Genomic DNA, 22,248 nt, shown 5'->3' on the forward strand with positions numbered 1-22,248 from the left:
CTGCTTTCATGGCTTCCCCCCAGGCACCTTCCGCTGTCCGCTCAGGTCGGCGTCGCCAGCGCAGCACCCGGCTGACGGTCGCCGTCGTCCTCCTCGTCGTGGCCGCCGTCCTGGTCGCCGCCGCGATCGCCAGCGGTTCGCCGGCCCTGGTCGCGGTGGTCGCGGCCGGTGCCGTCCTCCTCGGTGCCGCCGCCACCCGGATCACCCACGCCGAGGTGGTCGCCACCCGTCGGGACGCCGCGCGCGACCGCGCCGAGCAGGCCCAGGCCTACCGCGAGATCACCGCGACCCGCACCGCGGAGAACCAGGCGTTCGCGGACACGATGCGCACCCGCATCGCCCGGCACGAGGAGTCGATCCACGAGCTCGAGGACGCGCTGACGGCCGCCCAGGGGCGCGCCGCCGACGCCACCCGGAAGATGAACGCCGAGGCGCGCCGCGCCGACGCCGCCGAGCGAGAGGGCGCGGCCGTGTCCGACCGGCTCCGCGAGGCCGAGCAGCGGGCCGCGGACGCCGTCGTCCGGGTCGCCGAGCTGGAGCAGGAGCTGGACGTCGTCCGCGCCGAGCTCGAGGTCGTGACCCAGGCCTGGCGCGAGTCCGAGGCCCAGCGCAAGCACGCCTAGTCGAGACGCGCCAGCGGCTCGACCTGCGCTGCTGAGTCCTTCCCCACGTTTCCGCGTCACCGCGGTGCGGGATGATCGGGGACTGTGATCCCCGACGAGAACCGGTTCCACAGCGACCCCGACCAGCTGGTCGGTGACCGGCCCGGGTTGCCCGACGGCTGGACGGTCGGCCAGCCCGACCCCGCGGACCGGTTCGACGTCGCCCGGCTCACGCACCTGCTGCGTGCGCACGAGCGGGACGGGCGCGGGTGGGCGGGCTCCGGCGTCGACGACGTCCTGGTCGAGGTCTCCGAGCGCGGCCTGCGGATGCGGGAGAACGTCGTGGTCCGCGACCCCGACGGCGACATCCACGCCTGGGGCAGCGTCCACGACCGCTCGGTCGGCCGGATGCTGTTCGTGCACATCGTGCAGCGGGACCTGCCCGACGAGGTCGCCGACGCCTGTTCCGACGTGCTCTTCACCTGGGCCGAGGGGCAGGCCCGCGCCGTCGGCTCAGCCCGGGGCCTCCCGGTCCAGCAGATCGACACCGGGGCCTTCGAGGGGGACGAGCGCCAGGCCCGGTGGCTCCGGGACGCCGGCTTCGAGCGGGTCCGCCGCTGGTGGCAGATGAGCCGCCCGGTGGAGCCCGGCGAGAAGGACCTGGTGCCCGACCCGGAGCGGTGGGAGGCCGACGGCGTCGTGTTCCGCCTGGTGCGCCGGGCCGGGTCCGGCCTGCCCGACGAGGACGACCTCCGCGAGGTGCACGAGGTGCTCGAGGGCGCGTTCGTCGACCACTTCAACTCCAGCGAGGAGACGTTCGAGGAGTTCCTGTTCCGGCTGCGCGAGGACCCCGGGCACCGCTGGGACCACTGGTGGCTGGCCGAGCTCGTCGACGGTGACCGGCCCCAGCCGGTCGGCGCGCTGATCGGCACCGTGTCGGAGAGCTCGTCCGGCCCGGACGGGTCGTACGTCTCCTACCTCGGCGTCCTCGAGGCCGCCCGGGGCCGGGGCGTGGCCAAGGGCCTGCTGCGCACGATCATCGCGGACGCCGCGCTGCGCGGGCGGGACCGCGTCGGCCTCGAGGTCGACGCCGACTCGCCCACCGGCGCCGCCGGGCTCTACACGTCGATGGGCTGGGCGACCAAGTACGTCACCGAGTCCTGGCACCGGGACGTCCCGGTCAGCTGACCCGCGGGGGCGGCGGCGCGCAGCGCAATTGCGCGGCTGGACTGGTTCTACCGGCGAGTAACCCAGGGCAACCCAGCAATTGAACGGAAATCGCACGAACCGCAGGGGCGCTCAGCTGACCTGCGCCATCTCCGCGAGCGCCGCGCGGAGCGCCCGGTGGATGCCGTTGGGGGTGAGGACGCCGACGAACTGCGCGCCCTGCTTGACGCCGACCACGCCGCGGTCGTCGTTCAGCAGCACCGCCAGCGCCTCGCCGAGCGTGGCGTCGACGTCGATGGCGGCGCTGAGGTCGCCGGCGCGGACGCCGTCCATCGGCTCGAGGTGCGCGGGGTCGAGCGGGATCACCTGCAGCCGCCGCAGGCCGCTGGTGGAGCCGACGAAGTCCGCCACGAAGTCGTCCGCCGGGCGCCCGAGCAGCCGGGCCGGGGTGTCGTACTGCGCCAGCCGGCCGCCGGGACCGAAGACCGCCACCCGGTCGCCGAGCCGCACCGCCTCGTCGATGTCGTGGGTCACGAACACCACCGTCACCCCGAGCTCGTCCTGGAGCCGGAGGAACTCGTCCTGCAGCCGCAGCCGCACCAGCGGGTCGACCGCGCCGAAGGGCTCGTCCATCAGCAGCACCGGCGGCTTGGCCGCCAGGGCGCGGGCCACGCCGACCCGCTGCTGCTGGCCGCCCGAGAGCTGGTGCGGGTAGCGGTCGGCGTACCGCGCCGGGTCCAGCCCGACCAGCTCGAGCAGCTCCCGCGCGCGCCCCCGCGCGAACTCCTTGGACTCGCCGTGCAGCAGCGGCACGGTCATCACGTTCGCCAGGATCTTCTGGTGCGGGAACAGCCCCACCTGCTGGATCACGTAGCCGATGTCGCGCCGCAGCCGCACCGGGTCCTGGCCGGTGACGTCCCGGCCGTCGATCTCGATCGTGCCCGTGGTGGGCTCGATCAGCCGGTTGATCATCTTCAGCGTCGTCGACTTGCCGCACCCCGACGGCCCGACGAGGCAGACGAGCTCGCCCCGCCGGACGTCGAGGTCCAGCTGCTGCACGGCGACCGTGCCGTCGTCGTAGGTCTTCCCGACGCCGGCCAGCCGGATCATCGGCTCGGCGCTCAGAGCAGGCCCTTGTCCTGGAGGAACTGCTGGGCGACGTCCTCGGGCTTCTTCCGCTCGAGGTCGACCTGGACGTTCATGTTCGCCAGGTCCTCGGTGGTGAGGGCCGCCGAGAGCTTGTTGAACAGGTCCTCGAGGTCCGGGTTGTCGTTCAGGAAGCCCGTGTTGACCGCCGGCGTCAGGTTCTGCGCCGGCTGGATGCCCTTGTCGTCCTCGAGCAGCACCAGCCCGAGGTCCGCGAGCGTGCCGTCGGTCGTCCCGGTCTCACCCATCTGGACCTCGCCCTTCTTGACCGCGTCCTTGACCTGGGCGCTGGCGAAGTCGAGCGGCACGATCTCGGTGATCTTGAAGCCGTAGGTCTTGGTCAGCCCACCCTCGCAGTCGGCGCGGCCCTCGCAGTCCGGCGGCGCGCCCAGCTTGATCGGCTGGTTCATCGCCGCGAAGTCCGACAGCGTGGTCAGGCCGTTCTGCTCCGCGAAGTCCTTGGTCACGAAGAAGGCGTTCTGGTCGGTCGCCTGGGACGGCGGCAGGATCGAGATGCCCTTGGCCTCCGCGAGCGGCTTGAGCGCCTCGAGCGTCGCCTGCGGGTCGTTGCTGGACACCAACGGGGCGTCCGGCCCGTTCTTCTCGGTGTTGAGGTAGTCGGTGATCCCGGCGAGGTAGTCCGGGACGACGTCCACCGAGCCCTTGCTCAGCTCGGGCAGGTAGACGTCGCGCGTGGTCACCAGCTTCGTCTGGACCGAGTAGCCCTCGTTCTCCAGCAGCTTCTGGTAGATCGCGGCCATGATCTGGCTCTCGGTGAAGTCCTGGCCGCCGACGACCACCGACCCCTTGTCGGCGCCACCGCTGCCGCCGTCGGAGGACTGGCCCTCCAGCGAGTCGCCGCTGCCGCCACAGCCCGAGGCCGCCAGCGCCAGCGCGCCGGCGAGGATCCCTCCGAGTACGCGTCCGACCTTCATGGGTGCCACCACCTTCTGTGTCCCGCGGGGTGTCACCGCCGCGCGTGTCCGATGGGCGCCGGAACGGCACCCGCGACAAGACCCTAGCCCTCACCACCGACAGCGGTCGCTGACGATTTGGTAACGGCTCGACGGGCCCGGCGCACGGGGTCGGCGTACCGCTCGACGGTGGCCATCACCGCCTCGAGCAGCAGGGCGCCCACGGCGACGAGCACGGCGCCGGCGACCACCTCGTAGGTGCGGTGGTTCGCGAACCCCCGCGTGATGATCCGGCCCAGTCCCGGACCGGCCACCAGGGCGGCGATCGTCGCCGTCGCCCAGACCTGCACCAGCGCCAGCCGGATGCCGGTCATCACCACCGGCATCGCCAGTGGGAGCTCGACGGCGCCGAACACCTGGCGCTCGGCCATGCCCATGCCGCGTGCCGACTCGACCGCGCCGGGGTCGACCTCCACCACGCCGACGTACGCGTTGGTGATGATCGGCGGGAGCGCGAAGAGCACGAGCGCCACGAGGGTGGCCAGGCCGGCTCGTCCGAACGGGCCGAACTGCTCCGAGCCGACCGGCCCCAGCGCGAGCACCAGCAGGACGGCGAAGACCGGCACCGCCCGGCCGATGTTCGACACGTTCACCGCGACCAGGCCGCCGCGGTGCCGGTGGCCCAGGTAGAGCGCCGGGGGCAGCCCGAGCGCCATCGCGACGACCAGGGCGGTGACCGTCAGCAGCAGCTGCTGGACGGCGAACGCGCCGATGCCGGTCGAGCCCGACCAGTTCGACCCGTCGGTGAGGTAGGAGAGGACGTCACCCAGCACGGCGCGTCCAGGGGGTGAGGAGGCGCTGCACGAGCACCAGGACCAGGTCGAGGACCACCGCGAGGGCCACGCACAGCACGCTGGCGGCGAAGATCTGGGCCTTGAACTGGTTGCCGACCGCGAGCAGCAGCAGGTTCCCGAGCCCGCCGTACGACACGATCGAGCCGACCGTCACCAGGGCGACCGTCGAGACGGTCGCGACGCGGATGCCGGCCATGATCACCGGCAGGGCCAGCGGGATCTCCACGCGCCAGAGCAGGCCGCGGTCGGAGTAGCCGACCCCGCGCGCGGACTCCTTGACCGCCTCGGGGACGCCGCTGAGCCCGGCGATCACGTTGCGCACCAGGACCGTCAGGGAGTACAGCGCGAGGCCGACGATCACGGTCGTGGACGTGAGGCCGGTGAACGGCAGCAGCAGCGAGAACAGCGCCAGCGACGGGATCGTGTAGACGATCGTGGTGCCCCCGACGACCAGGTTCTCGAACGCCGGGTTGCGCCGGGCGAGCAGCCCGAGCGGTACGGCGACCAGCAGGCCGGCCAGCACCGAGACGACGGTCAGCCAGATGTGCTCGACGGTCGCGTCGATGAGCTCGGGACGGTAGTCGTGCCAGTACTGCGCGCAGATCCAGTCGTTGTCGACGTAGCACTGCGGCACGTCGTCCACGAGAGCGATCACGGGCTGACGCTACCCCGTCCTCAGGCCCGCACCTCGAAGTCGCGCAGCGCGAGCGCCGCGGGGTCGACGCTCGCCGGGTCGATGACCGGTACGTCGAGGCGCGGCCCGGCCGGGGTCCGGACCTGGGGGACCGGGCCGCCGAGGCGGGCGACGTACTCCATCACCGCCGTCGCGTCCTCGCGCCGGCCCATCTGCACCAGCCAGCCGGTCAGCCGGTGCACGGGCGGCAGCCCGGAGTGCACCAGCGAGCGCGACCCCCAGAACTCGCGGACGCCCGCGACCAGCAGGTCCCACCACTCGTCGGAGCAGCCGGGGATCTCGATGAAGTAGCGGTGCAGGTCGCCGGCCAGCACCCGGTCCACGAAGACCCTGGTGACCTTGTCCGAGCCGAAGCCGGTGACCGTCGCGAGCGACATCCGCTTCGTGGTCCACCGGTCCCGCAGGTCGTCGAGCGAGGAGCGCTGCTGGGTGATCGACGAGCCGTCGTAGCGGACCCGCCAGTGGTAGACGACGTCGGGCACCACGCCGAACAGCCGCGCCCGCACGTACGCCGCGGTGGTCGTCGGCTGGTCCTCGTAGCGGATCCCCTCGGGCCAGGACAGCCCGGCGTTCTCCCAGAACGCGCGGCGGAACAGCTTGTTCCACGCGAACACGTCACCGAGCAGCTCGGGGTGGCCCTCGACCACCTCGGCGGCACGGTGCTTGTGCAGCCGCCGCATCCAGGGCAGCTCGGTGAGCGTGGTGCCGTCCCAGCGCGCCACCGAGCCGGTCACGAAGTCGGCGCCGGTGCGCCGCAGCTGCCGGTGGAGCACGGCGTACGCGTCCGGCGGCACGACGTCGTCGGAGTCGGCGAAGGCCAGCAGCTCGCCGGTCACGTGCCGCAGCCCCTCGTTGCGCGCGGCGCCGAGGCCGCGGTTCTCGGTGTGCACGACGCGGACCCGCGGGTCCCGGGCGGCGTACGCGTCGGCGATCGCCCCGGAGCCGTCCGTGGACCCGTCGTCCACGACGACCACCTCGAGGGCGGGGTAGGTCTGGGCGAGGAGGGAGTCCAGCGCCTCGGGGAGGTACGCCTCGACGTCGTACACGGGCACGACCACGCTGATCAGCGGTGTGCGGCGCCCGAACTTCATGCGCGAACCGTATCGACCGTAGAGTCTGACGCCGTGAGTGCCGAGCCTGCCGCCGTCGATCCGCCTGCCGACCGCAGCGAGATCGACCCCTCCGAGTACCCGCGCAAGGTCCTCTTCGTGGCCGGCGCCGGCCGCAGCGGCACCAGCACCATGGCCGGCCTGATGCAGATCATGGGGCTGCACGTGCCGCAGCCCGAGGTCGCCGCGGACGAGACCAACCCGAAGGGCTTCGGCGAGCCGGCATGGGTCGTCGAGAACCACGACCGGCTGCTCAAGGAGGCGCTGGTCCAGGTGAGCGACGCGCGGCCGGACGCGTGGTTCGAGACCGGCCGGATCTCGGCGCGCGAGCAGGAGCGGATCCGCGCCGCGGAGTGGCTCGAGGGGCACTTCGCGGTGAACCGGGAGCTGGTCGTCAAGGACCCGCGGCTGAGCTGGTTCCTCTCGCTGTGGCGGGTCGCCGCCATCCGCACCGGCGCGACGCCGGTCTTTGCGACGATGCTGCGCCCCCCGGCCGAGGTGGTCGGCAGCAAGCAGACCTACTACAAGAACCGGCTCGGGTCGGCGCACCTGGCGGCGTCCTGGCTGAACATGCTCCTGCACACCGAGCGCGCGACCCGCGAGTCGGTCGCCGACGGCGGCCGGGTGTTCGTGCGGTACGCCGACCTGCTCGACGACTGGACGAAGGTCGTGATGCGCGTCGGCGAGCAGCTCCAGCTCGAGCACGTCATGCACGCGCGCAGCGAGGCGATCCGCGACGGGCACCGGTTCGTGGACCCGAGCCTGCGCCGGATGACCCAGACCCTCGACGACCTCGGCCTGCCGCCGCGGCTGCACGAGCTCACCGCCCAGACCTGGGAGGAGCTCAACAAGCTGGCCGAGCCGGGCGGGGACACCCCGCAGGTGCACGCCGCGCTCGACCAGCTCCGCGAGGGGTACGTCGACCTGTACGAGGAGGCGGAGGCGATCTCGCGCTCGTCGGTCGTCGCCGCCGAGCAGCGCACCCGCAAGCAGCTCAAGGGGAAGCCCGCGCCGGCGCCGGCCCCGTCGGGCGCGGACAAGATCCCGCACGGCGTCCGCGCGGCGGTCCCCGCGCCGGTGCGCCGCGGCCTGCGCAAGGCGTTCGGCAAGCAACGATGACCGCCCACCTCGGCGCGACCGGCCTCTCGAACCTCGAGGGCCACACCGACTTCGACATCACCTGGCCGTGGCTGCGGCCCGAGGGGCTGCGTCCCGGCGCGACCGCCGTCCTGCGGGTGAAGAACGAGGCCCCCTCGCTGCCGTTCGTGCTGCCGCCGCTGCTGCGCGCCTGCGACTTCGTGCTGCTGGTGGACAACGACTCCGACGACGGTACGCCGGACGTCGCCCGCGAGACCGCAGCGATTGCCGGGCACGCCGACAAGCTGACGGTCGCGTCGTACCCGTTCAGCGTCGCCCGCGCCGGCGCCGAGCACCTCCAGGTCCACGAGCTGTCGGTGCACTCGCTGTCGTACTTCTACAACTGGTGCTTCGCCCAGGTCACCACCCGTTACTCCTGGAAGTGGGACGGCGACATGGTGCTGACCACCGAGGGCGAGGTCTCGATGGCGGACCTCAGCTGGCAGGTCGGCGACGTGCAGTCGATCATCCGGGTGCCCCGGCACGGGCTCTACCTGGAGAGCGAGTCGAAGGGCTACCTCGACCTGGGCTGGCGCAACGCGGAGGAGTGGGGCTTCCCGATCGGCCCGGACTTCGTCTACACGAAGGCCTTCGAGTGGGAGATCCGGACCACTCCGGAGGGCGTGCGCTCGATCGGCCTGCCGCACGGGCTCTGCGTGGAGCTGAAGTACCTCGACGGCGAGGAGTTCGCGCACTGGACCGACCCGGAGTCGTTCGCGACCTCCTGGCGCAACCGGCGCAAGCGTCGCGAGTGGGAGGTCTTCCACGCGCTCAAGGAGGGCCGCGTGCTGCCCGGCGTGCACGAGATCACCGCGCCCCCGGGCGTGCACATCGTGGACCACGTCACCCACGACTGGCTCCCGCACGCACCCCGCCCGCTCGACGTCGGCTGACCCGCGAGTCGGCGCCAGTGCAGGCGTCAGGGGTGCCGAGTCGGCGCCAGTGCAGGCGTCAGGGGTGCCGAGTCGGCGTGAATGCAGGCGCGCGTGGCGCCGAGTCGGCGTGAATGCAGGCCCAGCATCTGCAGTGGCGCCGACTCGAGGGCTTCCAGGCCTGCAGTAGCGCCGAGTCGGCGCGGGAGGGATGTCGGGTAGGTCACGCCGCGCGTCCCTTACCTCGGTCCAGACCGGGGCGTACCTTGGACGGCGCCGGGGAACAACCACCCCGACAACCACCAGACGAGCACACCGTCCGGTACCCACACCGGCCCCGAACCGCAGCGACGCGGCGAGGGGTGGTCGGAGGGACTGGAACGAAAGGTTCGACACCCATGACGCACCGGATCGGCGTCGTCGGCGCGGGACGCGTCGGCGCCGTCCTGGCCGCCGCCCTCGAGGCCGCGGGCCACACCGTCGTCGCCGCCGCCGGCGAGTCCGACGCCTCGCGCTTCCGCATCGCGGACCTGCTGCCCGGCGTCGGCCACGCGAAGCCGACCGACGTGGCGCGCTCCTGCGACCTGCTGCTGCTCACGGTCCCCGACGACATGCTCGAGAACGTCGTCACGGTGCTCAGCGACAGCGGCGCGATCCGCCCGGGGCAGTACGTCGTGCACACGTCCGGCCGGCACGGCCTGGCCGTGCTCGAGCCCGCGCGCCGGGTCGGCGCGCGGGTGGTCGCCATGCACCCCGCGATGACGTTCACCGGCACCGCCCTGGACCTCGACCGGCTCCCCGGCTGCGTGTTCGGCCTCACCGCCGGCAGCGCGGAGCGGGCCTTCGCGGAGGGTCTGGTCGCCGACCTCGGCGGCCGCCCGATGTGGGTGCCGGAGGAGATGCGCACGCTCTACCACGCCGGCCTCGCGCACGGCGCCAACCACCTGGTCACCCTCGTGACGCAGGCGATGGAGCTGCTGGCCGCGGCGGGGGCCGACGACCCCGCCGGCACGCTGCGCCCGCTGCTGACCGCTGCCCTCGACAACGCCCTCGAGCACGGCGACGCCGCGCTGACCGGCCCGATCGTCCGCGGCGACGTGAACACCGTCCGCGCGCACCTCGCGGAGATCACCGCGAACGCCCCGCACACGATGCCGTCGTACGTCGCCCTGGCCCGCGACACCCTGGACCGCGTCGTGACCGACGGCCGGGTGCTGCCGATCCGCGCGGCCACGATCCGCCGGGTGATCGACGACGCCGAGCGCACCGCCCAGCTCCAGGCCGCCCGTCGCCGATGAGCACTGCTCCCGCCCTCGCCCACACGCGCGAGGAGCTCGCCACGCTGCTCGCGAAGCACGACGACCCGGTCGGGTTCGTGCCGACCATGGGCGCCCTGCACGAGGGCCACGCCAGCCTGATGCGCGTCGCGCGGGAGCGGATCGGCGACGACGGCCCGCTGGTCGTCTCGGTCTTCGTGAACCCGCTCCAGTTCGGGCCGGGCGAGGACCTGGACCGCTACCCCCGCACCCTCGACGCCGACGTCGAGGTCTGCGCACGCGAGGGCGTGGACATCGTGTTCGCGCCGGGCGTCGACGAGGTGTACCCCGGGGGCGAGCCGCAGGTGACGGTGGACCCCGGCCCGCTCGCCGACGTGCTGGAGGGCAGGATCCGCCCCGGCCACTTCCGCGGAGTGCTCACCGTGGTCGCCAAGCTCTTCGGCCTGGTGCGCCCCGACGTCGCGGTGTTCGGGGAGAAGGACTACCAGCAGCTCGCGCTGATCCGCCGGATGGTGCTCGACCTGAACATGGGCGTCGAGGTGGTCGGCGCCGAGACCGTCCGCGAGGCCGACGGGCTCGCCCTCTCCAGCCGCAACCGCTACCTCGACCCGGAGCAGCGCGAGCAGGCGGTGGCGCTGAGCCGGATGCTGCGGGCGGCGCAGGACGCGGCGGCGTACGGCGCCTCGAGCGCCCTGGCCGCCGCCCGCGCGGAGCTGCGCGCGGCTCAGGGCGTGGACCTCGACTACCTCGTGGTCGCCGACCCCGGCCTGGGTGAGCTGCCCGACGACGTACCCGCCGGGACGGAGGCCCGCGTGCTCGTCGCCGCGCGGGTCGGCCCCACCCGCCTGATCGACAACATGCCGCTCGTCCTCGGGCGAGGGAAGGACAGCTGATGCTGCGCACCATGATGAAGAGCAAGATCCACCGCGCGACCGTGACCCAGGCGGACCTGCACTACGTCGGGTCGGTCACCGTCGACGAGGACCTGCTCGACGCCGCCGACCTGCTGCCGGGCGAGCTCGTGCACATCGTCGACATCACCAACGGCGCCCGCCTCGAGACGTACACGATCGCGGGCGAGCGCGGCTCGGGGGTGATCGGCATCAACGGCGCCGCCGCGCGGCTCGTGCACCCCGGCGACCTGGTGATCCTCATCGGCTACGGCCAGATGGAGACCGCCGAGGCGAAGGAGCTCCGGCCGCACGTGGTGTTCGTCGACGCCGGCAACAAGATCCGCAGCGTCGGGCACGACCCGGCCGAGGCGGTCGCGGGCTCCGGTCTGGTCCGCGGCGACCAGCTGGCCGGGCGGTCTCGACACGCCGGTCCCGACTTCGTCCCTCAGTCGGGCGGCTCGCTCGACCACCATCATCCGATTCGCTGACGCGCCTCGGATAACCTGCGCCAATGCCCACCGCTCCGGTACGCCGCGTGCCCGGACGCCTCGTCGCGCCCGAGCCCGGCTGGACCACGACCGCCGACGTCGTGGTCGTCGGCTCCGGCATCGCCGGGCTGACCGCGGCGCTCCGCCTGCGCGACCGGGTCGGCAAGGTCCTCGTCGTCACCAAGGACGTGCTCGCCGCGGGTTCGACGCAGTGGGCCCAGGGCGGCATCGCCGCCGCGCTCGGCCCGGGCGACACCCCCGAGGAGCACGAGCAGGACACGCTCGTGGCCGGTGCGGGCGCCTGTGACCGCGACGCGGTGCGGGTGCTGGTCACCGAGGGGCCGGACGCCGTACGCGAGCTGATCGCGCTGGGCACGAACTTCGACCACGACCCCGACGGCGAGCTGTCGCTGACCCGCGAGGGCGGCCACCACCGCGACCGGATCGCGCACGCCGGCGGCGACGCCACGGGCGCCGAGATCCAGCGGGCGCTGATCGCCGCGGTCGAGCAGGCGCCCGAGATCGAGGTGATCCAGCACGCGCTCGCCGTCGACCTGCTGCTGGCCCGGGACGGCGGCGTCGCCGGGCTCACTCTCCACGTGATGGGCGAGGGTCAGCGCGACGGCGTCGGCGCGGTGCTCTGCCGCGCGGTCGTGCTCGCCAGCGGCGGCCTCGGGCAGGTGTTCTCCCAGACCACCAACCCCGCCGTCTCCACCGGTGACGGCATGGCGGTCGCGCTGCGCGCCGGCGCGGTGCTGCGCGACCTGGAGTTCGTCCAGTTCCACCCGACCGTGATGTACCTCGGCCCGCAGTCCCTCGGTCAGCAGCCGCTGATCTCCGAGGCGGTCCGGGGCGAGGGCGCCGTCCTCGTGGACTTCGAGGGCAACCGCTTCATGCAGGGCGTGCACGAGCTCGCCGACCTCGCGCCGCGCGACGTGGTCGCGAAGGCGATCATGCGTCGCATGCTCGACACCGGGCGCCCGCACATGTGGCTGGACGCCCGGCACCTCGGCGCGGAGTTCTGGGAGCGCCGGTTCCCGACGATCCTCGCCACCTGCCGCTCGTGCGGCGTCGACCCGGTCACCGACCTGATCCCGGTCGCGCCCGCCTGCCACTACGCGTCCGGCGGCGTGCACACCGACCTGTGGGGCCGCAGCAACGTGCCCGGGCTCTACGCCACCGGCGAGGTCGCCTGCTCGGGCGTGCACGGCGCGAACCGGCTGGCGTCCAACTCGCTGCTCGAGGGCCTGGTCTTCTCGCGCCGGATCGCCGAGGTGCTGCCGGGCGAGCTGCGTCCCCAGCTGCCGCCGGTGCCCGACGCCCGCACCGCGGGCCTCGTGCCTGGCGGGCTGCGCCGCGACCTGCAGGAGATCATGACCTCGCGGGTCGGCGTGCTGCGGCACGCGACCGGCCTCGGCGAGGCGGCAGGCCTGCTGGACAAGCTGGCCGGCGTCCCGGCCGAGGTCGTCGACCAGGAGTCCTGGGAGACCACCAACCTGCTGACGATCGCCACCGCGCTCGCCGACGCGGCGCTGCTGCGCGAGGAGACCCGTGGGTCGCACTGGCGCGAGGACTTCCCCGAGCGCGACGACGAGCGGTTCTCCGGCCACTTCGACGCGGTCATGAACGACGGCGCGACCACCTTGGAGCTCGTGTGATCACCCCGTACGACGACGAGCTGGCCGAGGCCGGCCTCGACCCCGCCGCGGTCCTGGCCCAGGTGCGCCAGGCGCTCGCCGAGGACCTGCCCGCCGGTGACGTCACCTCGCTCGCGACGATCTCGCCCGATGCGCAGGGCACCGGCGTCTTCGCCGCCCGCGAGGCCGGGGTCGTCGCGGGGCTGGGCCTGGCCGCGCTGGTGTTCCACGAGGTCATGGGCGACACCGTGAAGGTCACCGACCGCGTGCCCGACGGCACCCGCGTCGAGCCCGGCGACGTCGTCATGCGGGTCTCCGGCCCGACCCGCGGCCTGCTCACCGCCGAGCGCACCGCGCTCAACTACGCCAGCCACCTCTCCGGGGTCGCCACCGCGACCGCGCACTGGGTCGAGGCGCTGCGCGGCACGAACGCGCGGGTGCTCGACACCCGCAAGACACTCCCGACGTTCCGCGCCCTGCAGAAGTACGCCGTCCGCTGCGGCGGCGGCGTCAACCACCGCTTCAGCCTCAGCGACCGGGCGATGGTCAAGGACAACCACGTGGTGGCCGCGGGGGGCGTGGTCCCGGCGTACCGCGCGGTCCGCGAGCGCTACCCCGACCTGCGCGTCGAGGTCGAGGTCACCGACCTCGACCAGCTCCGGGAGCTGCTCGACGCGGGCTGCACCGAGATCCTGCTCGACAACATGGACTCGCCGACGATGGCCGAGGCCGTCCGGATCACCGCCGGCCGTGCCACCCTGGAGGCCTCCGGCGGGCTGACCATCGAGCGGGCCCGCGAGGTCGCCGAGACCGGCGTCGACTTCATCTCGGTCGGCGCGCTCACCCACTCGGTCAAGGTCTTCGACCTCGGGCTGGACCTCCAGGACGAGTGATGCCGCTCCTCGCCGCCGACATCGGCAACAGCCACACGGTCCTCGGGCTGCTGGCCGACGGCGAGGTCACCGCGCACTGGCGGGTCGCGACGGACGCGCGGCGCACCGCGGACGAGTGGTCGGTGCTGCTGCGCGGCCTGCTCGGCCGCGCGATCGACGACGTGGACGGGGTCGCGGTCTGCGCCACGGTTCCGTCGGTGCTCCACGAGTGGCGCGAGATGCTCGCGCGGCACCTCGCCGACGTCCCGAGCCTGGTCGTCGAGCCCGGTGTCCGCACCGGCGTCCCGGTGCTCATGGACAACCCCCGCGAGGTCGGGACCGACCGGATCATCAACGCGCTCGCCGCGGTGCACGAGTACGGCGGCCCGGCGATCGTCGTCGACTTCGGCGGGACCGCGACGACGTTCGACGTCGTCAATGCGAAAGGCGAGTACGTCGGCGGCGCGATCTCCCCCGGAATCGAGATCTCGCTCGAGGCGCTCGGGCGCCGGGGTGCGCAGCTGCGCAAGGTGGAATTGCAGCGTCCGCGGACCGTGATCGCCAAGAACACCGTCGAGGCGCTGCAGTCCGGAATGGTTTTCGGTGTCGCGAGCCAGGTCGAGGGCATCGTGGCCCGGATGATCGCCGAGCTGGGGCAGGAACCCGCGGACGTGCAGGTGATCGCGACCGGGTACCTCGCGGACCTGGTCGTCGGGGAATGCACGTGCTTCACCCGGCACGCGCCGTGGTTGACGCTGCGCGGCCTCGAGCTCGCTTTTCTGCGGAATAGATGAATTAACCCGGGCCGAAATGCGCTACCCATTCGCTTTGTGGCACGATGGGAATTGCCCAGACACCTAAACTCATTAGTGAGGTCAAAAGATGGCCCAGAAGGTCAACATCGTTCTCGTCGATGATATCGACGGCAGCGAGGCGACAGAGACCGTGTCGTTCGGTCTCGACGGCACGACGTACGAGATCGACCTGAACGACAAGAACGCGGCGGCGCTGCGCGACGCCCTCGCCAGCTACGTCGGCCACGGCCGCAAGGTCGGCGCCGCCCCGCGGCGCGGCCGCCGGTCCGCGGCCGCGGCCTCGAACGGGCCGAGCGCGAAGGAGATCCGGGACTGGGCGCGCGCCAACGGCCACGACGTCCCCGACCGCGGCCGCGTCTCCGCCGAGGTCCGTGAGGCCTACGACAAGGCACATTGACGGAGCCGCCCGAGGAACGAGGGCGGATCCGAGAGTCAATGTGGGTCGAGTAGCCCCGCGACCGAGGAACGAGGTCGCGACGGGCGTATCGAGACACCAGTGACATGACGCAGGGCGGTGACCACCGTGGTCACCGCCCTGTTGTCGTCTCACCGGATTTCAACGCGCCCGTCGCGGCTTCGTCCCTCAGCCGCGGGGCTTGCTCAATCGAACAGAGCCCACGCGGCACGCTCGTTCCTCGCGCGCCGCTGCTCTGTTCGCTCTCAGCGGACTGCCTGGGACCCGATCGGGGAACGCGTAGGCTGTCCGTGGGGTTGGAGTACCCGTAGCCCCACACAAAGCTTCAGGAGCGATGCGCATGTTCGAGCGGTTCACAGACCGAGCTCGCCGGGTGGTCGTGCTGGCCCAGGAAGAGGCCCGCATGCTCTCCCACAACTACATCGGGACCGAGCACATCCTGCTCGGCCTCATCCACGAGGGCGAAGGCGTTGCCGCCAAGGCGCTGGAGAGCCTCGACATCTCGCTCGAGGCCGTGCGCGCACAGGTCGAGGAGATCATCGGCCAGGGCCAGCAGGCCCCGAGCGGCCACATCCCGTTCACCCCGCGCGCCAAGAAGGTGCTCGAGCTGTCCCTGCGCGAGGCGCTGCAGCTCGGCCACTCCTACATCGGCACCGAGCACATCCTGCTCGGCCTCATCCGCGAGGGTGAGGGCGTGGCGGCCCAGGTGCTGCAGAAGCTGGGCGCGGACTTGAACCGGGTCCGCCAGCAGGTCATCCAGCTGCTCTCCGGCTTCCAGGGCAAGGAGTCCGCGGGCGCCGGCGCCGCGACGGGAGCCGCGTCGAGCGACGCGCCGTCGTCCTCGCTGGTGCTCGACCAGTTCGGTCGCAACCTCACCCAGGACGCCCGCGAGGGCAAGCTGGACCCGGTCATCGGCCGGGAGCAGGAGATCGAGCGGGTCATGCAGATCCTGTCCCGCCGTACGAAGAACAACCCGGTCCTGATCGGCGAGCCCGGCGTCGGCAAGACGACCATCGTCGAGGGCCTGGCCCAGGACATCGTCAAGGGCAACGTGCCCGAGACGCTCAAGGACAAGCAGATCTACACCCTCGACCTCGGTGCGCTGGTCGCCGGCTCGCGCTACCGCGGTGACTTCGAGGAGCGCCTGAAGAAGGTGCTGAAGGAGATCCGCACCCGCGGCGACATCGTGCTGTTCATCGACGAGATCCACACGCTGGTCGGCGCCGGTGCGGCCGAGGGCGCGATCGACGCGGCGAGCATCCTCAAGCCGATGCTGGCCCGCGGCGAGCTGCAGACCATCGGCGCGACCACCCTCGACGAGTACCGCAAGTACCTCGAGAAGGACGCCGCGCTCGAGCGCCGCTTCCAGCCGATCCAGGTCGCCGAGCCGTCGATCGCCCACACGATCGAGATGCTCAAGGGCCTGCGCGACCGGTACGAGGCGCACCACCGCGTCACGATCACCGACGAGGCCCTGGTCTCGGCGGCCACGCTGGCCGACCGCTACATCTCCGACCGGTTCCTGCCGGACAAGGCCATCGACCTGATCGACGAGGCCGGCTCGCGGCTGCGGATCCGCCGGATGACGGCGCCCGCGGACCTGCGTGAGTACGACGACAAGATCAGCGACGTGCGGCAGCGCAAGGAGGCCGCGATCGACGGTCAGGACTTCGAGGCCGCCGCGCGCCTGCGCGACGAGGAGAAGCAGCTGATCCTCAAGAAGTCCGAGCGCGAGCGCCAGTGGCGCGCGGGCGACATGGACGAGGTCGCGGAGGTCGACGAGGAGCTGATCGCCGAGGTGCTCGCCGTGGCGACCGGCATCCCGATCGTGAAGCTCTCCGAGGAGGAGTCGACCCGGCTGCTCAAGATGGAGGACGAGCTGCACAAGCGGGTCATCGGGCAGGAGGAGGCCGTCAAGGCCCTCAGCCGCGCGATCCGGCGTACCCGTGCCGGCCTGAAGGACCCCAAGCGTCCGGGCGGCTCGTTCATCTTCGCCGGCCCGTCCGGTGTCGGTAAGACCTGGCTGTCCAAGACGCTGGCCGAGTTCCTGTTCGGCGACGAGGACGCGCTGATCCAGCTCGACATGTCCGAGTTCGGCGAGAAGCACACGGTCTCTCGGCTGTTCGGCTCGCCTCCGGGCTACGTCGGCTACGAGGAGGGCGGCCAGCTCACCGAGAAGGTGCGGCGCAAGCCGTTCTCGGTCGTGCTGTTCGACGAGGTCGAGAAGGCGCACCCGGACATCTTCAACAGCCTGCTGCAGATCCTGGAGGAAGGTCGCCTGACCGACTCCCAGGGCCGGGTGGTCGACTTCAAGAACACCGTCATCATCATGACCACCAACCTCGGCACCCGGGACATCGCCAAGGGCATCAACCTCGGCTTCCAGCAGTCGGGCGACGCCGCGGGCTCCTACGAGCGGATGAAGAGCAAGGTGTCGGAGGAGCTCAAGCAGCACTTCCGCCCCGAGTTCCTCAACCGTGTCGACGAGATCATCGTGTTCCCGCCGCTGTCGCAGGAGCAGATCGTCGCGATGGTGGACAACATGATCGCGTCGGTCGAGCTGCGGATGAAGGACCGCGACATGCGGATCGAGCTCACCCAGCCCGCGAAGCAGCTGCTCGCCGAGCGGGGCTTCGACCCGGTCCTGGGCGCCCGGCCGCTGCGCCGCACGGTCCAGCGCGAGATCGAGGACGTGCTCGCCGAGAAGATGCTGTACGGCGAGGTCGGCCCCGGCCAGATCGTGCTCGTCGGCGTGGAGGGCGAGGGCCCGACCGCGACGTTCACGTTCCAGGGTCAGAAGATCGGCGAGCTGCCGGACCTCCCGCCGTTCGAGGCCGCCGAGGTCACGTCGTCCGACGCGGCCGCCGACGGTCCGGACGACTCCGACAGCGGCTCCGACGTCCCGAAGTCCACGGACTGACGGTCTGATCAACGCCTGCGTCGGGGCNNNTGGCGCCGACTCGGCATTTCAGGGGAGCGCGTAGGTGTCCGGGCCGGCCGGCACGACCAGGCCGTCGTCGACGAGGGACGCCAGGCAGCGGATGCGCTGCGCCTCCTCCGACCAGGCCGCGTCGAGGAGCGAGCGGTGCACGGGTCCCTCGCTGTCGCGCAGCACGGCGAGCAGCCGGCCGCGGCACTGGCGGTCGGTCCCGGCCCAGGCCTGCACCTTGCGCGGCGGACCGTCGTACGGCGGGTGCCCGGCCGCCCGCCACGCGCAGAGGTCCCGCACCGGGCAGGCGGCGCAGCGCGGGTTGCTCGCGGTGCACACGAGCGCGCCGAGCTCCATGACCGCGACCGACCAGGTCGGTGCGTCGTGCTCCGGCAGCAGCTCGCGGGCGACCTCGCGCTCCGCCTTCGTGACCGAGGGAGCGGGGAGCTCCACGCCCTGGACGGCCCGCGCGAGCACCCGGCGCACGTTGGTGTCCAGCACCACGTGGCGCCGGCCGTGCGCGAACGTCGCGATCGCCGCCGCGGTGTAGTCGCCGATGCCGGGCAGCGCCAGCAGGTCGTCGTACGACGCCGGGACCTCGCCGCCGTGCCGCTCGACGATCGAGGTGGCGGCCGCGTGCAGCCGCAGCGCCCGGCGCGGGTAGCCCAGCCGGCCCCACGCCCGCACCGCCTCGCCGCTGGGCTCGGCGGCCAGTGCCGCGGGGGTGGGCCACCGCCGGAGCCACTCCGCGTGCACGGGCAGGACCCGGGACACCGGCGTCTGCTGGAGCATGAACTCCGAGACCATCACCGACCACGGCGAGGCCTGCTCGCCGCGCCAGGGCAGGTCGCGCGCGTGCTCGTCGTACCAGCGCAGCACCGGCTCGTGCAGTTCACTCATCGCACGCACATCCTGCCCGGTGTGGCACCACCATCCGGAGCCGGGCGCTGACTAGCGTTTGAGCATGCCGCCGCTGACCCGAGGACCGCTCCCCGCGAGGGTGTACTGGTTCCGCCGGCTGCTCGTGCTCGGTACGGCGCTCGCGCTGGTGTTCGGCATCGGCCGGCTGCTCGTCGGCGGCAGCGACGCCTCGTCCGGCGAGGACACCGCGGCCCAGGTCGCCGCCGGCACCGCGCCGACGTCGACGGCTCCCACGACGCCGGCGGCCACGCCCACCAAGCACCGCACGAGGACCCCGAAGCCGACCCCCACCCTGGCCGCACCCGAGGGGGACTGCGACGGCTCCGACATCGCCGTCACCCCGAAGGTCACCAACGCCGTGGCGGGCCGCGACGTCCTGGTCGTGCTCCAGCTCCGCACCCTGGAGTCGGAGGCCTGCACCTGGCGCACCGGCGCCGACGCGGTGACGGTCAACATCACCTCCGGCAAGGACGCCATCTGGTCGAGCCGGCAGTGCCCGCGGGCGATCCCGGTGCGCGACGTCGTCGTCCGCAAGGCGGTGACCACCAACCTCGGGATCATGTGGCGCGAGGCCAAGCGGTCCGGCGAGGAGTGCACGAAGCTCACCGACTGGGCGATGCCGGGCTGGTACCACGTGACCGCCGCGGCGCTCGGCGGCGAGCCGTCCGACCTCCAGTTCGAGCTGAAGCGGCCCACGGCCACCACGGTCACCCAGACCGCGACCCCGACGCAGAGCCCCAGCGGCAAGCCGACCGGGAAGCCGACCGGGAAGCCGACCGGTCGTCCGGTGACGTCGTCGGGCTCGCCGTCCGGGTCAGCGACGGGTTCGGCCCACTAGCGGCTGCTGCCCGGCTCACCGGGTCTCGACACGCGGGCCACAGCTTCGTTCCTCAGCCGTGCCGCTTGCTCGACCACCGACGAACGGTAGGTGTGACTTCGTCACACGTACCGTTCAAGGATCGTCGACTCGGCGAGCCGGGAGAGGCCCTCGCGGACGCTGCGGGCGCGGAGCTCGCCGACGCCCTCGACCGCCTGGAGGTCGTCGACGCCGGCGGACAGCAGCTTCTGCAGCGTGCCGAAGTGGTCGACCAGCCGGTCGACGACCGCGCTGGGCAGCCGCGGCACCTTGGCCAGGAGCCGGTAGCCGCGCGGCGCGACGGCGCCGTCGAGGTGCTCGCCGGTGCCGAGGCCGAGCGCCCGCGCGGCGGCGGCCGGGTCGACCAGCTCGGTCGACGAGAGCGACTCCAGCCGGTTGAGCAGCGCCTCGGGGCTCTTGGAGCGGCGGCCGGTGGGCAGGTAGTCGCGGATCACCAGCTCGCGCTCGGTGTCGACGCCGGTCACCAGCTCCTCGAGCTGCAGCGACAGCAGCCGGCCGTCGGTGCCCAGCTCGAGCACGTAGTCCTCGATCTCGGCGGCGATCCGGGTGACCATCTCCAGCCGCTGGGCGACGACCGCGACGTCGCGGACCGTGACCAGGTCCTCGATCTCCAGCGCGGACAGGGTCGCGGAGACCTCGTCGAGGCGGAGCTTGTACCGCTCGAGGGTCGCCAGCGCCTGGTTCGCGCGCGAAAGGATCTGGCCGGAGTCCTCGAGCACGTGGCGGGTCTCGCCGACGTACGCCGCGATGATCTGCATCGACTGCGACACCGAGATCACGGGGTACCCGGTCTGCCGGGCCACCCGGTCGGCGGTGCGGTGCCGGGTGCCGGTCTCCTCCGACGGGATCGTGTGGTCGGGCATCAGGTGCACGGCCGCGCGGATGATCCGAGTGACGTCCTTGTCGACGATGATCGCGCCGTCCATCTTGGCCAGCTCGCGCAGGCCGGTGGCGGTGAACGGGACGTCGAGGGTGAACCCGCCGGTCGAGATCGCCTCGACGACCTTGTCGTGCCCCAGGACGATCAGGGCGCCGGTCCGGCCGCGGAGGATCCGCTCGAGGCCGTCGCGGAGCGGGGTTCCGGGCGCGATCGACGCCAGTGTCGCGCGCAGGCGCAGCGTCTCGTCCGAGCGGTCGGGGGGCACGCCGTGAGTCTAGAGGTCTTCGACGGGACGCGGACGCTGAACGTCCGCGGCGAGCAGGTGCAGCAGCCGCAGGGCCGAGCCGACGTCGGGCACGTCGAGGACTCGCATGCCGTCGACCGTCCACGACTCCGGCGACCGGGCGGGCGGCCGCCCCGGCTCGGTGGGCACCACCGCGAGCTGGAAGCCGAGCCGTGCGGCCTCGCTGAGGCGCTGCGGCAGGTCGCGCACCCGGCGCAGCTCGCCGGACAGGCCGATCTCGCCCATGGCGACGACGCCGCGGGGCGCCGGAGCGCCCCGGCTCGCGGAGGTCAGCGCGACCGCGACCGCCAGGTCGCTGGCCGGCTCCATCAGCCGCGCGCCGCCCACGGTCGAGGCGAACACGTCGAAGGTGTGCAGCCGGACCCCGCAGTGCTGCTGGAGCACCGCCATCACCATCGCGACCCGGGAGGAGTCGAGCCCGGACGTCGTCCGGCGGGGCCGCTCCGCGGCGCTGTGCGTCACCAGGGCCTGGACCTCCGCGAGCAGCGGCCGGCGCCCCTCCATGGTCACCGCGACGCAGGTGCCCGGCACCTGGCCGTGGTGGCTCTCCACGAACAGGCCGGTCGGGTCGGTGACCGCGTTGATGCCCTCGGTGCTGAGGTCGAAGCAGCCGACCTCGTCGACGGGCCCGAACCGGTTCTTCATCGCGCGGACCATCCGGAACCGGGAGTCGCGGTCACCCTCGAAGTGCAGCACCACGTCGACGACGTGCTCGAGCACCCGGGGTCCGGCGATCGAGCCGTCCTTGGTGACGTGGCCGACCAGGACCGTGGTGATGTTGCGGGTCTTCGCGACCCGCACCAGTGCGGCCGCGACCTCCTTGACCTGGCTGACCCCGCCCGGCACCCCGTCGACGCCCGAGGCCCCGATGGTCTGCACGGAGTCGACCACGATCAGGCTCGGGCGGACCTCCTCGATGTGGGTGAGCACCGCGCCGAGGTCGGTCTCGGCCGCGAGGTAGAGCTCGTCGTGGACGCCCCCGGTCCGGTCGGCGCGCAGCCGCACCTGGGACGCCGACTCCTCGCCGGTGACGTAGAGCGTGCGGCGCTGGTAGCGCGCCGTCTGCGCGGCGACCTCCAGCAGCAGCGTGCTCTTGCCGACGCCCGGCTCGCCGGCCAGCAGGATCACCGCCCCGGGGACGAGCCCGCCGCCGAGCACCCGGTCGAGCTCGGGCACGCCGCTGGTGCGGAACGTCGAGTCCTCCACCGACACCTGGCCGATCGGGACCGCCGGGCTGGTCACGGGGCTCGCCGACGTGCGCCCGGCGGGCGCCGTGGCGGCCTCGGCCACCGACCCCCAGGCCTGGCACTCGCCGCAGCGGCCGACCCACTTGGCGGTCTCCCAGCCGCACTCGGAGCACCGGAACGAGGGACGGGCGGTCTTCGGCATGGCGCACACGCTAAGTGACGGCGCCGACAGCGCCGACACGCCCGGTTATGGTGTCA

At 72.6% G+C, this 22,248-nt stretch carries 21 protein-coding genes; 13 read left to right on the forward strand and 8 right to left on the reverse strand.

The window, feature by feature from the left end; all coding sequences use genetic code 11:
- Positions 1-8 precede the first annotated feature (8 nt).
- Both ABD086_RS07040 and ABD086_RS07045 read left to right on the forward strand, forming a co-directional pair.
- On the forward strand, positions 9-623 hold the full coding sequence (locus ABD086_RS07040) for a hypothetical protein (RefSeq protein ID WP_343906773.1): 615 nt from the start codon (positions 9-11) through the stop codon (positions 621-623).
- An 84-nt stretch (positions 624-707) separates the two neighbouring features.
- Positions 708-1,790 (forward strand): GNAT family N-acetyltransferase, encoded by a 1,083-nt coding sequence (locus ABD086_RS07045; protein WP_343906774.1) that lies wholly within the window; start codon positions 708-710, stop codon positions 1,788-1,790.
- Positions 1,791-1,901: 111 nt separating this feature from the next.
- Here ABD086_RS07045 and ABD086_RS07050 read toward each other — a convergent pair whose 3' ends face one another.
- The 5 genes from ABD086_RS07050 to ABD086_RS07070 all read right to left on the reverse strand — a co-directional run bounded on the left by ABD086_RS07050 (position 1,902) and on the right by ABD086_RS07070 (position 6,468).
- Positions 1,902-2,879 (reverse strand): ABC transporter ATP-binding protein, encoded by a 978-nt coding sequence (locus tag ABD086_RS07050; protein ID WP_343906775.1) that lies wholly within the window; start codon positions 2,877-2,879, stop codon positions 1,902-1,904.
- 11 nt (positions 2,880-2,890) lie between these two features.
- The gene (locus ABD086_RS07055; RefSeq protein WP_343906776.1) at positions 2,891-3,850 is read right to left on the reverse strand and encodes an ABC transporter substrate-binding protein; all 960 of its coding nucleotides are present in this window, start codon (positions 3,848-3,850) and stop codon (positions 2,891-2,893) included.
- Positions 3,851-3,933: 83 nt separating this feature from the next.
- On the reverse strand, positions 3,934-4,662 hold the full coding sequence (locus tag ABD086_RS07060; protein ID WP_343906777.1) for an ABC transporter permease: 729 nt from the start codon (positions 4,660-4,662) through the stop codon (positions 3,934-3,936).
- On the reverse strand, positions 4,652-5,338 hold the full coding sequence (locus tag ABD086_RS07065; RefSeq protein WP_343906778.1) for an ABC transporter permease: 687 nt from the start codon (positions 5,336-5,338) through the stop codon (positions 4,652-4,654). The genes ABD086_RS07060 and ABD086_RS07065 overlap by 11 nt, the downstream gene beginning before the upstream one ends.
- Before the next feature lie 20 nt (positions 5,339-5,358).
- A complete protein-coding gene (locus tag ABD086_RS07070; RefSeq protein ID WP_343906779.1) occupies positions 5,359-6,468 on the reverse strand; it encodes a glycosyltransferase family 2 protein in 1,110 nt (369 codons plus the stop codon).
- 33 nt (positions 6,469-6,501) lie between these two features.
- On the opposite strand from ABD086_RS07070, the gene ABD086_RS07075 reads away from it, so the two are divergent.
- From ABD086_RS07075 to ABD086_RS07120, 10 genes are all read left to right on the forward strand, one after another.
- Positions 6,502-7,605: a sulfotransferase family protein gene (locus ABD086_RS07075; protein ID WP_343906780.1), complete on the forward strand. Its 1,104-nt coding sequence runs from the start codon at positions 6,502-6,504 to the stop codon at positions 7,603-7,605.
- Positions 7,602-8,516: a hypothetical protein gene (locus ABD086_RS07080; protein WP_343906781.1), complete on the forward strand. Its 915-nt coding sequence runs from the start codon at positions 7,602-7,604 to the stop codon at positions 8,514-8,516. Before ABD086_RS07075 ends, ABD086_RS07080 begins: the two co-directional genes overlap by 4 nt.
- A 377-nt stretch (positions 8,517-8,893) precedes the next feature.
- Positions 8,894-9,793, forward strand: coding sequence for a Rossmann-like and DUF2520 domain-containing protein (locus ABD086_RS07085; RefSeq protein WP_343906782.1), 900 nt, complete (start codon positions 8,894-8,896; stop codon positions 9,791-9,793).
- Positions 9,790-10,665: a pantoate--beta-alanine ligase gene (gene panC, locus ABD086_RS07090; RefSeq protein ID WP_343906783.1), complete on the forward strand. Its 876-nt coding sequence runs from the start codon at positions 9,790-9,792 to the stop codon at positions 10,663-10,665. The genes ABD086_RS07085 and panC overlap by 4 nt, the downstream gene beginning before the upstream one ends.
- On the forward strand, positions 10,665-11,153 hold the full coding sequence (gene panD, locus ABD086_RS07095) for an aspartate 1-decarboxylase (RefSeq protein ID WP_343906784.1): 489 nt from the start codon (positions 10,665-10,667) through the stop codon (positions 11,151-11,153). The genes panC and panD overlap by 1 nt, the downstream gene beginning before the upstream one ends.
- Before the next feature lie 23 nt (positions 11,154-11,176).
- Positions 11,177-12,811: an L-aspartate oxidase gene (locus tag ABD086_RS07100; RefSeq protein WP_343906785.1), complete on the forward strand. Its 1,635-nt coding sequence runs from the start codon at positions 11,177-11,179 to the stop codon at positions 12,809-12,811.
- Positions 12,811-13,683, forward strand: coding sequence for a carboxylating nicotinate-nucleotide diphosphorylase (gene nadC / locus ABD086_RS07105; protein ID WP_425571589.1), 873 nt, complete (start codon positions 12,811-12,813; stop codon positions 13,681-13,683). The genes ABD086_RS07100 and nadC overlap by 1 nt, the downstream gene beginning before the upstream one ends.
- On the forward strand, positions 13,683-14,456 hold the full coding sequence (locus ABD086_RS07110; RefSeq protein WP_343906787.1) for a type III pantothenate kinase: 774 nt from the start codon (positions 13,683-13,685) through the stop codon (positions 14,454-14,456). Before nadC ends, ABD086_RS07110 begins: the two co-directional genes overlap by 1 nt.
- 88 nt (positions 14,457-14,544) lie before the next feature.
- On the forward strand, positions 14,545-14,874 hold the full coding sequence (locus ABD086_RS07115) for a histone-like nucleoid-structuring protein Lsr2 (RefSeq protein WP_343906788.1): 330 nt from the start codon (positions 14,545-14,547) through the stop codon (positions 14,872-14,874).
- A 358-nt stretch (positions 14,875-15,232) separates the two neighbouring features.
- Positions 15,233-17,812, forward strand: coding sequence for an ATP-dependent Clp protease ATP-binding subunit (locus ABD086_RS07120; protein WP_343906789.1), 2,580 nt, complete (start codon positions 15,233-15,235; stop codon positions 17,810-17,812).
- Between the two features lie 48 nt (positions 17,813-17,860).
- Here the strand turns inward: ABD086_RS07120 and ABD086_RS07125 are convergent, their stop codons facing one another.
- Positions 17,861-18,721 (reverse strand): HhH-GPD family protein, encoded by an 861-nt coding sequence (locus ABD086_RS07125; RefSeq protein WP_343906790.1) that lies wholly within the window; start codon positions 18,719-18,721, stop codon positions 17,861-17,863.
- A gap of 64 nt (positions 18,722-18,785) precedes the next feature.
- Between ABD086_RS07125 and ABD086_RS07130 the strand changes: the two genes are divergently transcribed.
- Positions 18,786-19,580 (forward strand): hypothetical protein, encoded by a 795-nt coding sequence (locus ABD086_RS07130; RefSeq protein WP_343906791.1) that lies wholly within the window; start codon positions 18,786-18,788, stop codon positions 19,578-19,580.
- Positions 19,581-19,681: 101 nt separating this feature from the next.
- On the opposite strand, the gene disA is transcribed toward ABD086_RS07130, so the two are convergent.
- Positions 19,682-20,764 (reverse strand): DNA integrity scanning diadenylate cyclase DisA, encoded by a 1,083-nt coding sequence (gene disA, locus ABD086_RS07135; protein ID WP_343906792.1) that lies wholly within the window; start codon positions 20,762-20,764, stop codon positions 19,682-19,684.
- 9 nt (positions 20,765-20,773) lie between these two features.
- The gene (gene radA, locus ABD086_RS07140; RefSeq protein ID WP_343906793.1) at positions 20,774-22,192 is read right to left on the reverse strand and encodes a DNA repair protein RadA; all 1,419 of its coding nucleotides are present in this window, start codon (positions 22,190-22,192) and stop codon (positions 20,774-20,776) included.
- Positions 22,193-22,248: the final 56 nt, after the last annotated feature.

Origin of the sequence: Nocardioides aquiterrae (genome assembly GCF_039526625.1) — a bacterium.
GTDB lineage: Bacteria > Actinomycetota > Actinomycetes > Propionibacteriales > Nocardioidaceae > Nocardioides > Nocardioides aquiterrae.

Excerpts from the sequence above, each read along its gene's own strand:
- ABD086_RS07070 (WP_343906779.1), bottom strand. The coding sequence starts at position 6,468 with ATGAAGTTCGGGCGCCGCACACCGCTGATCAGCGTGGTCGTGCCCGTG.
- ABD086_RS07125 (WP_343906790.1), bottom strand. The coding sequence starts at position 18,721 with ATGAGTGAACTGCACGAGCCGGTGCTGCGCTGGTACGACGAGCACGCG.
- ABD086_RS07040 (WP_343906773.1), top strand. The coding sequence starts at position 9 with ATGGCTTCCCCCCAGGCACCTTCCGCTGTCCGCTCAGGTCGGCGTCGC.
- ABD086_RS07085 (WP_343906782.1), top strand. The coding sequence starts at position 8,894 with ATGACGCACCGGATCGGCGTCGTCGGCGCGGGACGCGTCGGCGCCGTC.
- panD (WP_343906784.1), top strand. The coding sequence starts at position 10,665 with ATGCTGCGCACCATGATGAAGAGCAAGATCCACCGCGCGACCGTGACC.
- ABD086_RS07050 (WP_343906775.1), bottom strand. The coding sequence starts at position 2,879 with ATGATCCGGCTGGCCGGCGTCGGGAAGACCTACGACGACGGCACGGTC.
- panC (WP_343906783.1), top strand. The coding sequence starts at position 9,790 with ATGAGCACTGCTCCCGCCCTCGCCCACACGCGCGAGGAGCTCGCCACG.
- ABD086_RS07110 (WP_343906787.1), top strand. The coding sequence starts at position 13,683 with ATGCCGCTCCTCGCCGCCGACATCGGCAACAGCCACACGGTCCTCGGG.
- ABD086_RS07100 (WP_343906785.1), top strand. The coding sequence starts at position 11,177 with ATGCCCACCGCTCCGGTACGCCGCGTGCCCGGACGCCTCGTCGCGCCC.
- ABD086_RS07080 (WP_343906781.1), top strand. The coding sequence starts at position 7,602 with ATGACCGCCCACCTCGGCGCGACCGGCCTCTCGAACCTCGAGGGCCAC.
- ABD086_RS07055 (WP_343906776.1), bottom strand. The coding sequence starts at position 3,850 with ATGAAGGTCGGACGCGTACTCGGAGGGATCCTCGCCGGCGCGCTGGCG.
- ABD086_RS07130 (WP_343906791.1), top strand. The coding sequence starts at position 18,786 with ATGCCGCCGCTGACCCGAGGACCGCTCCCCGCGAGGGTGTACTGGTTC.
- ABD086_RS07115 (WP_343906788.1), top strand. The coding sequence starts at position 14,545 with ATGGCCCAGAAGGTCAACATCGTTCTCGTCGATGATATCGACGGCAGC.
- radA (WP_343906793.1), bottom strand. The coding sequence starts at position 22,192 with ATGCCGAAGACCGCCCGTCCCTCGTTCCGGTGCTCCGAGTGCGGCTGG.
- ABD086_RS07120 (WP_343906789.1), top strand. The coding sequence starts at position 15,233 with ATGTTCGAGCGGTTCACAGACCGAGCTCGCCGGGTGGTCGTGCTGGCC.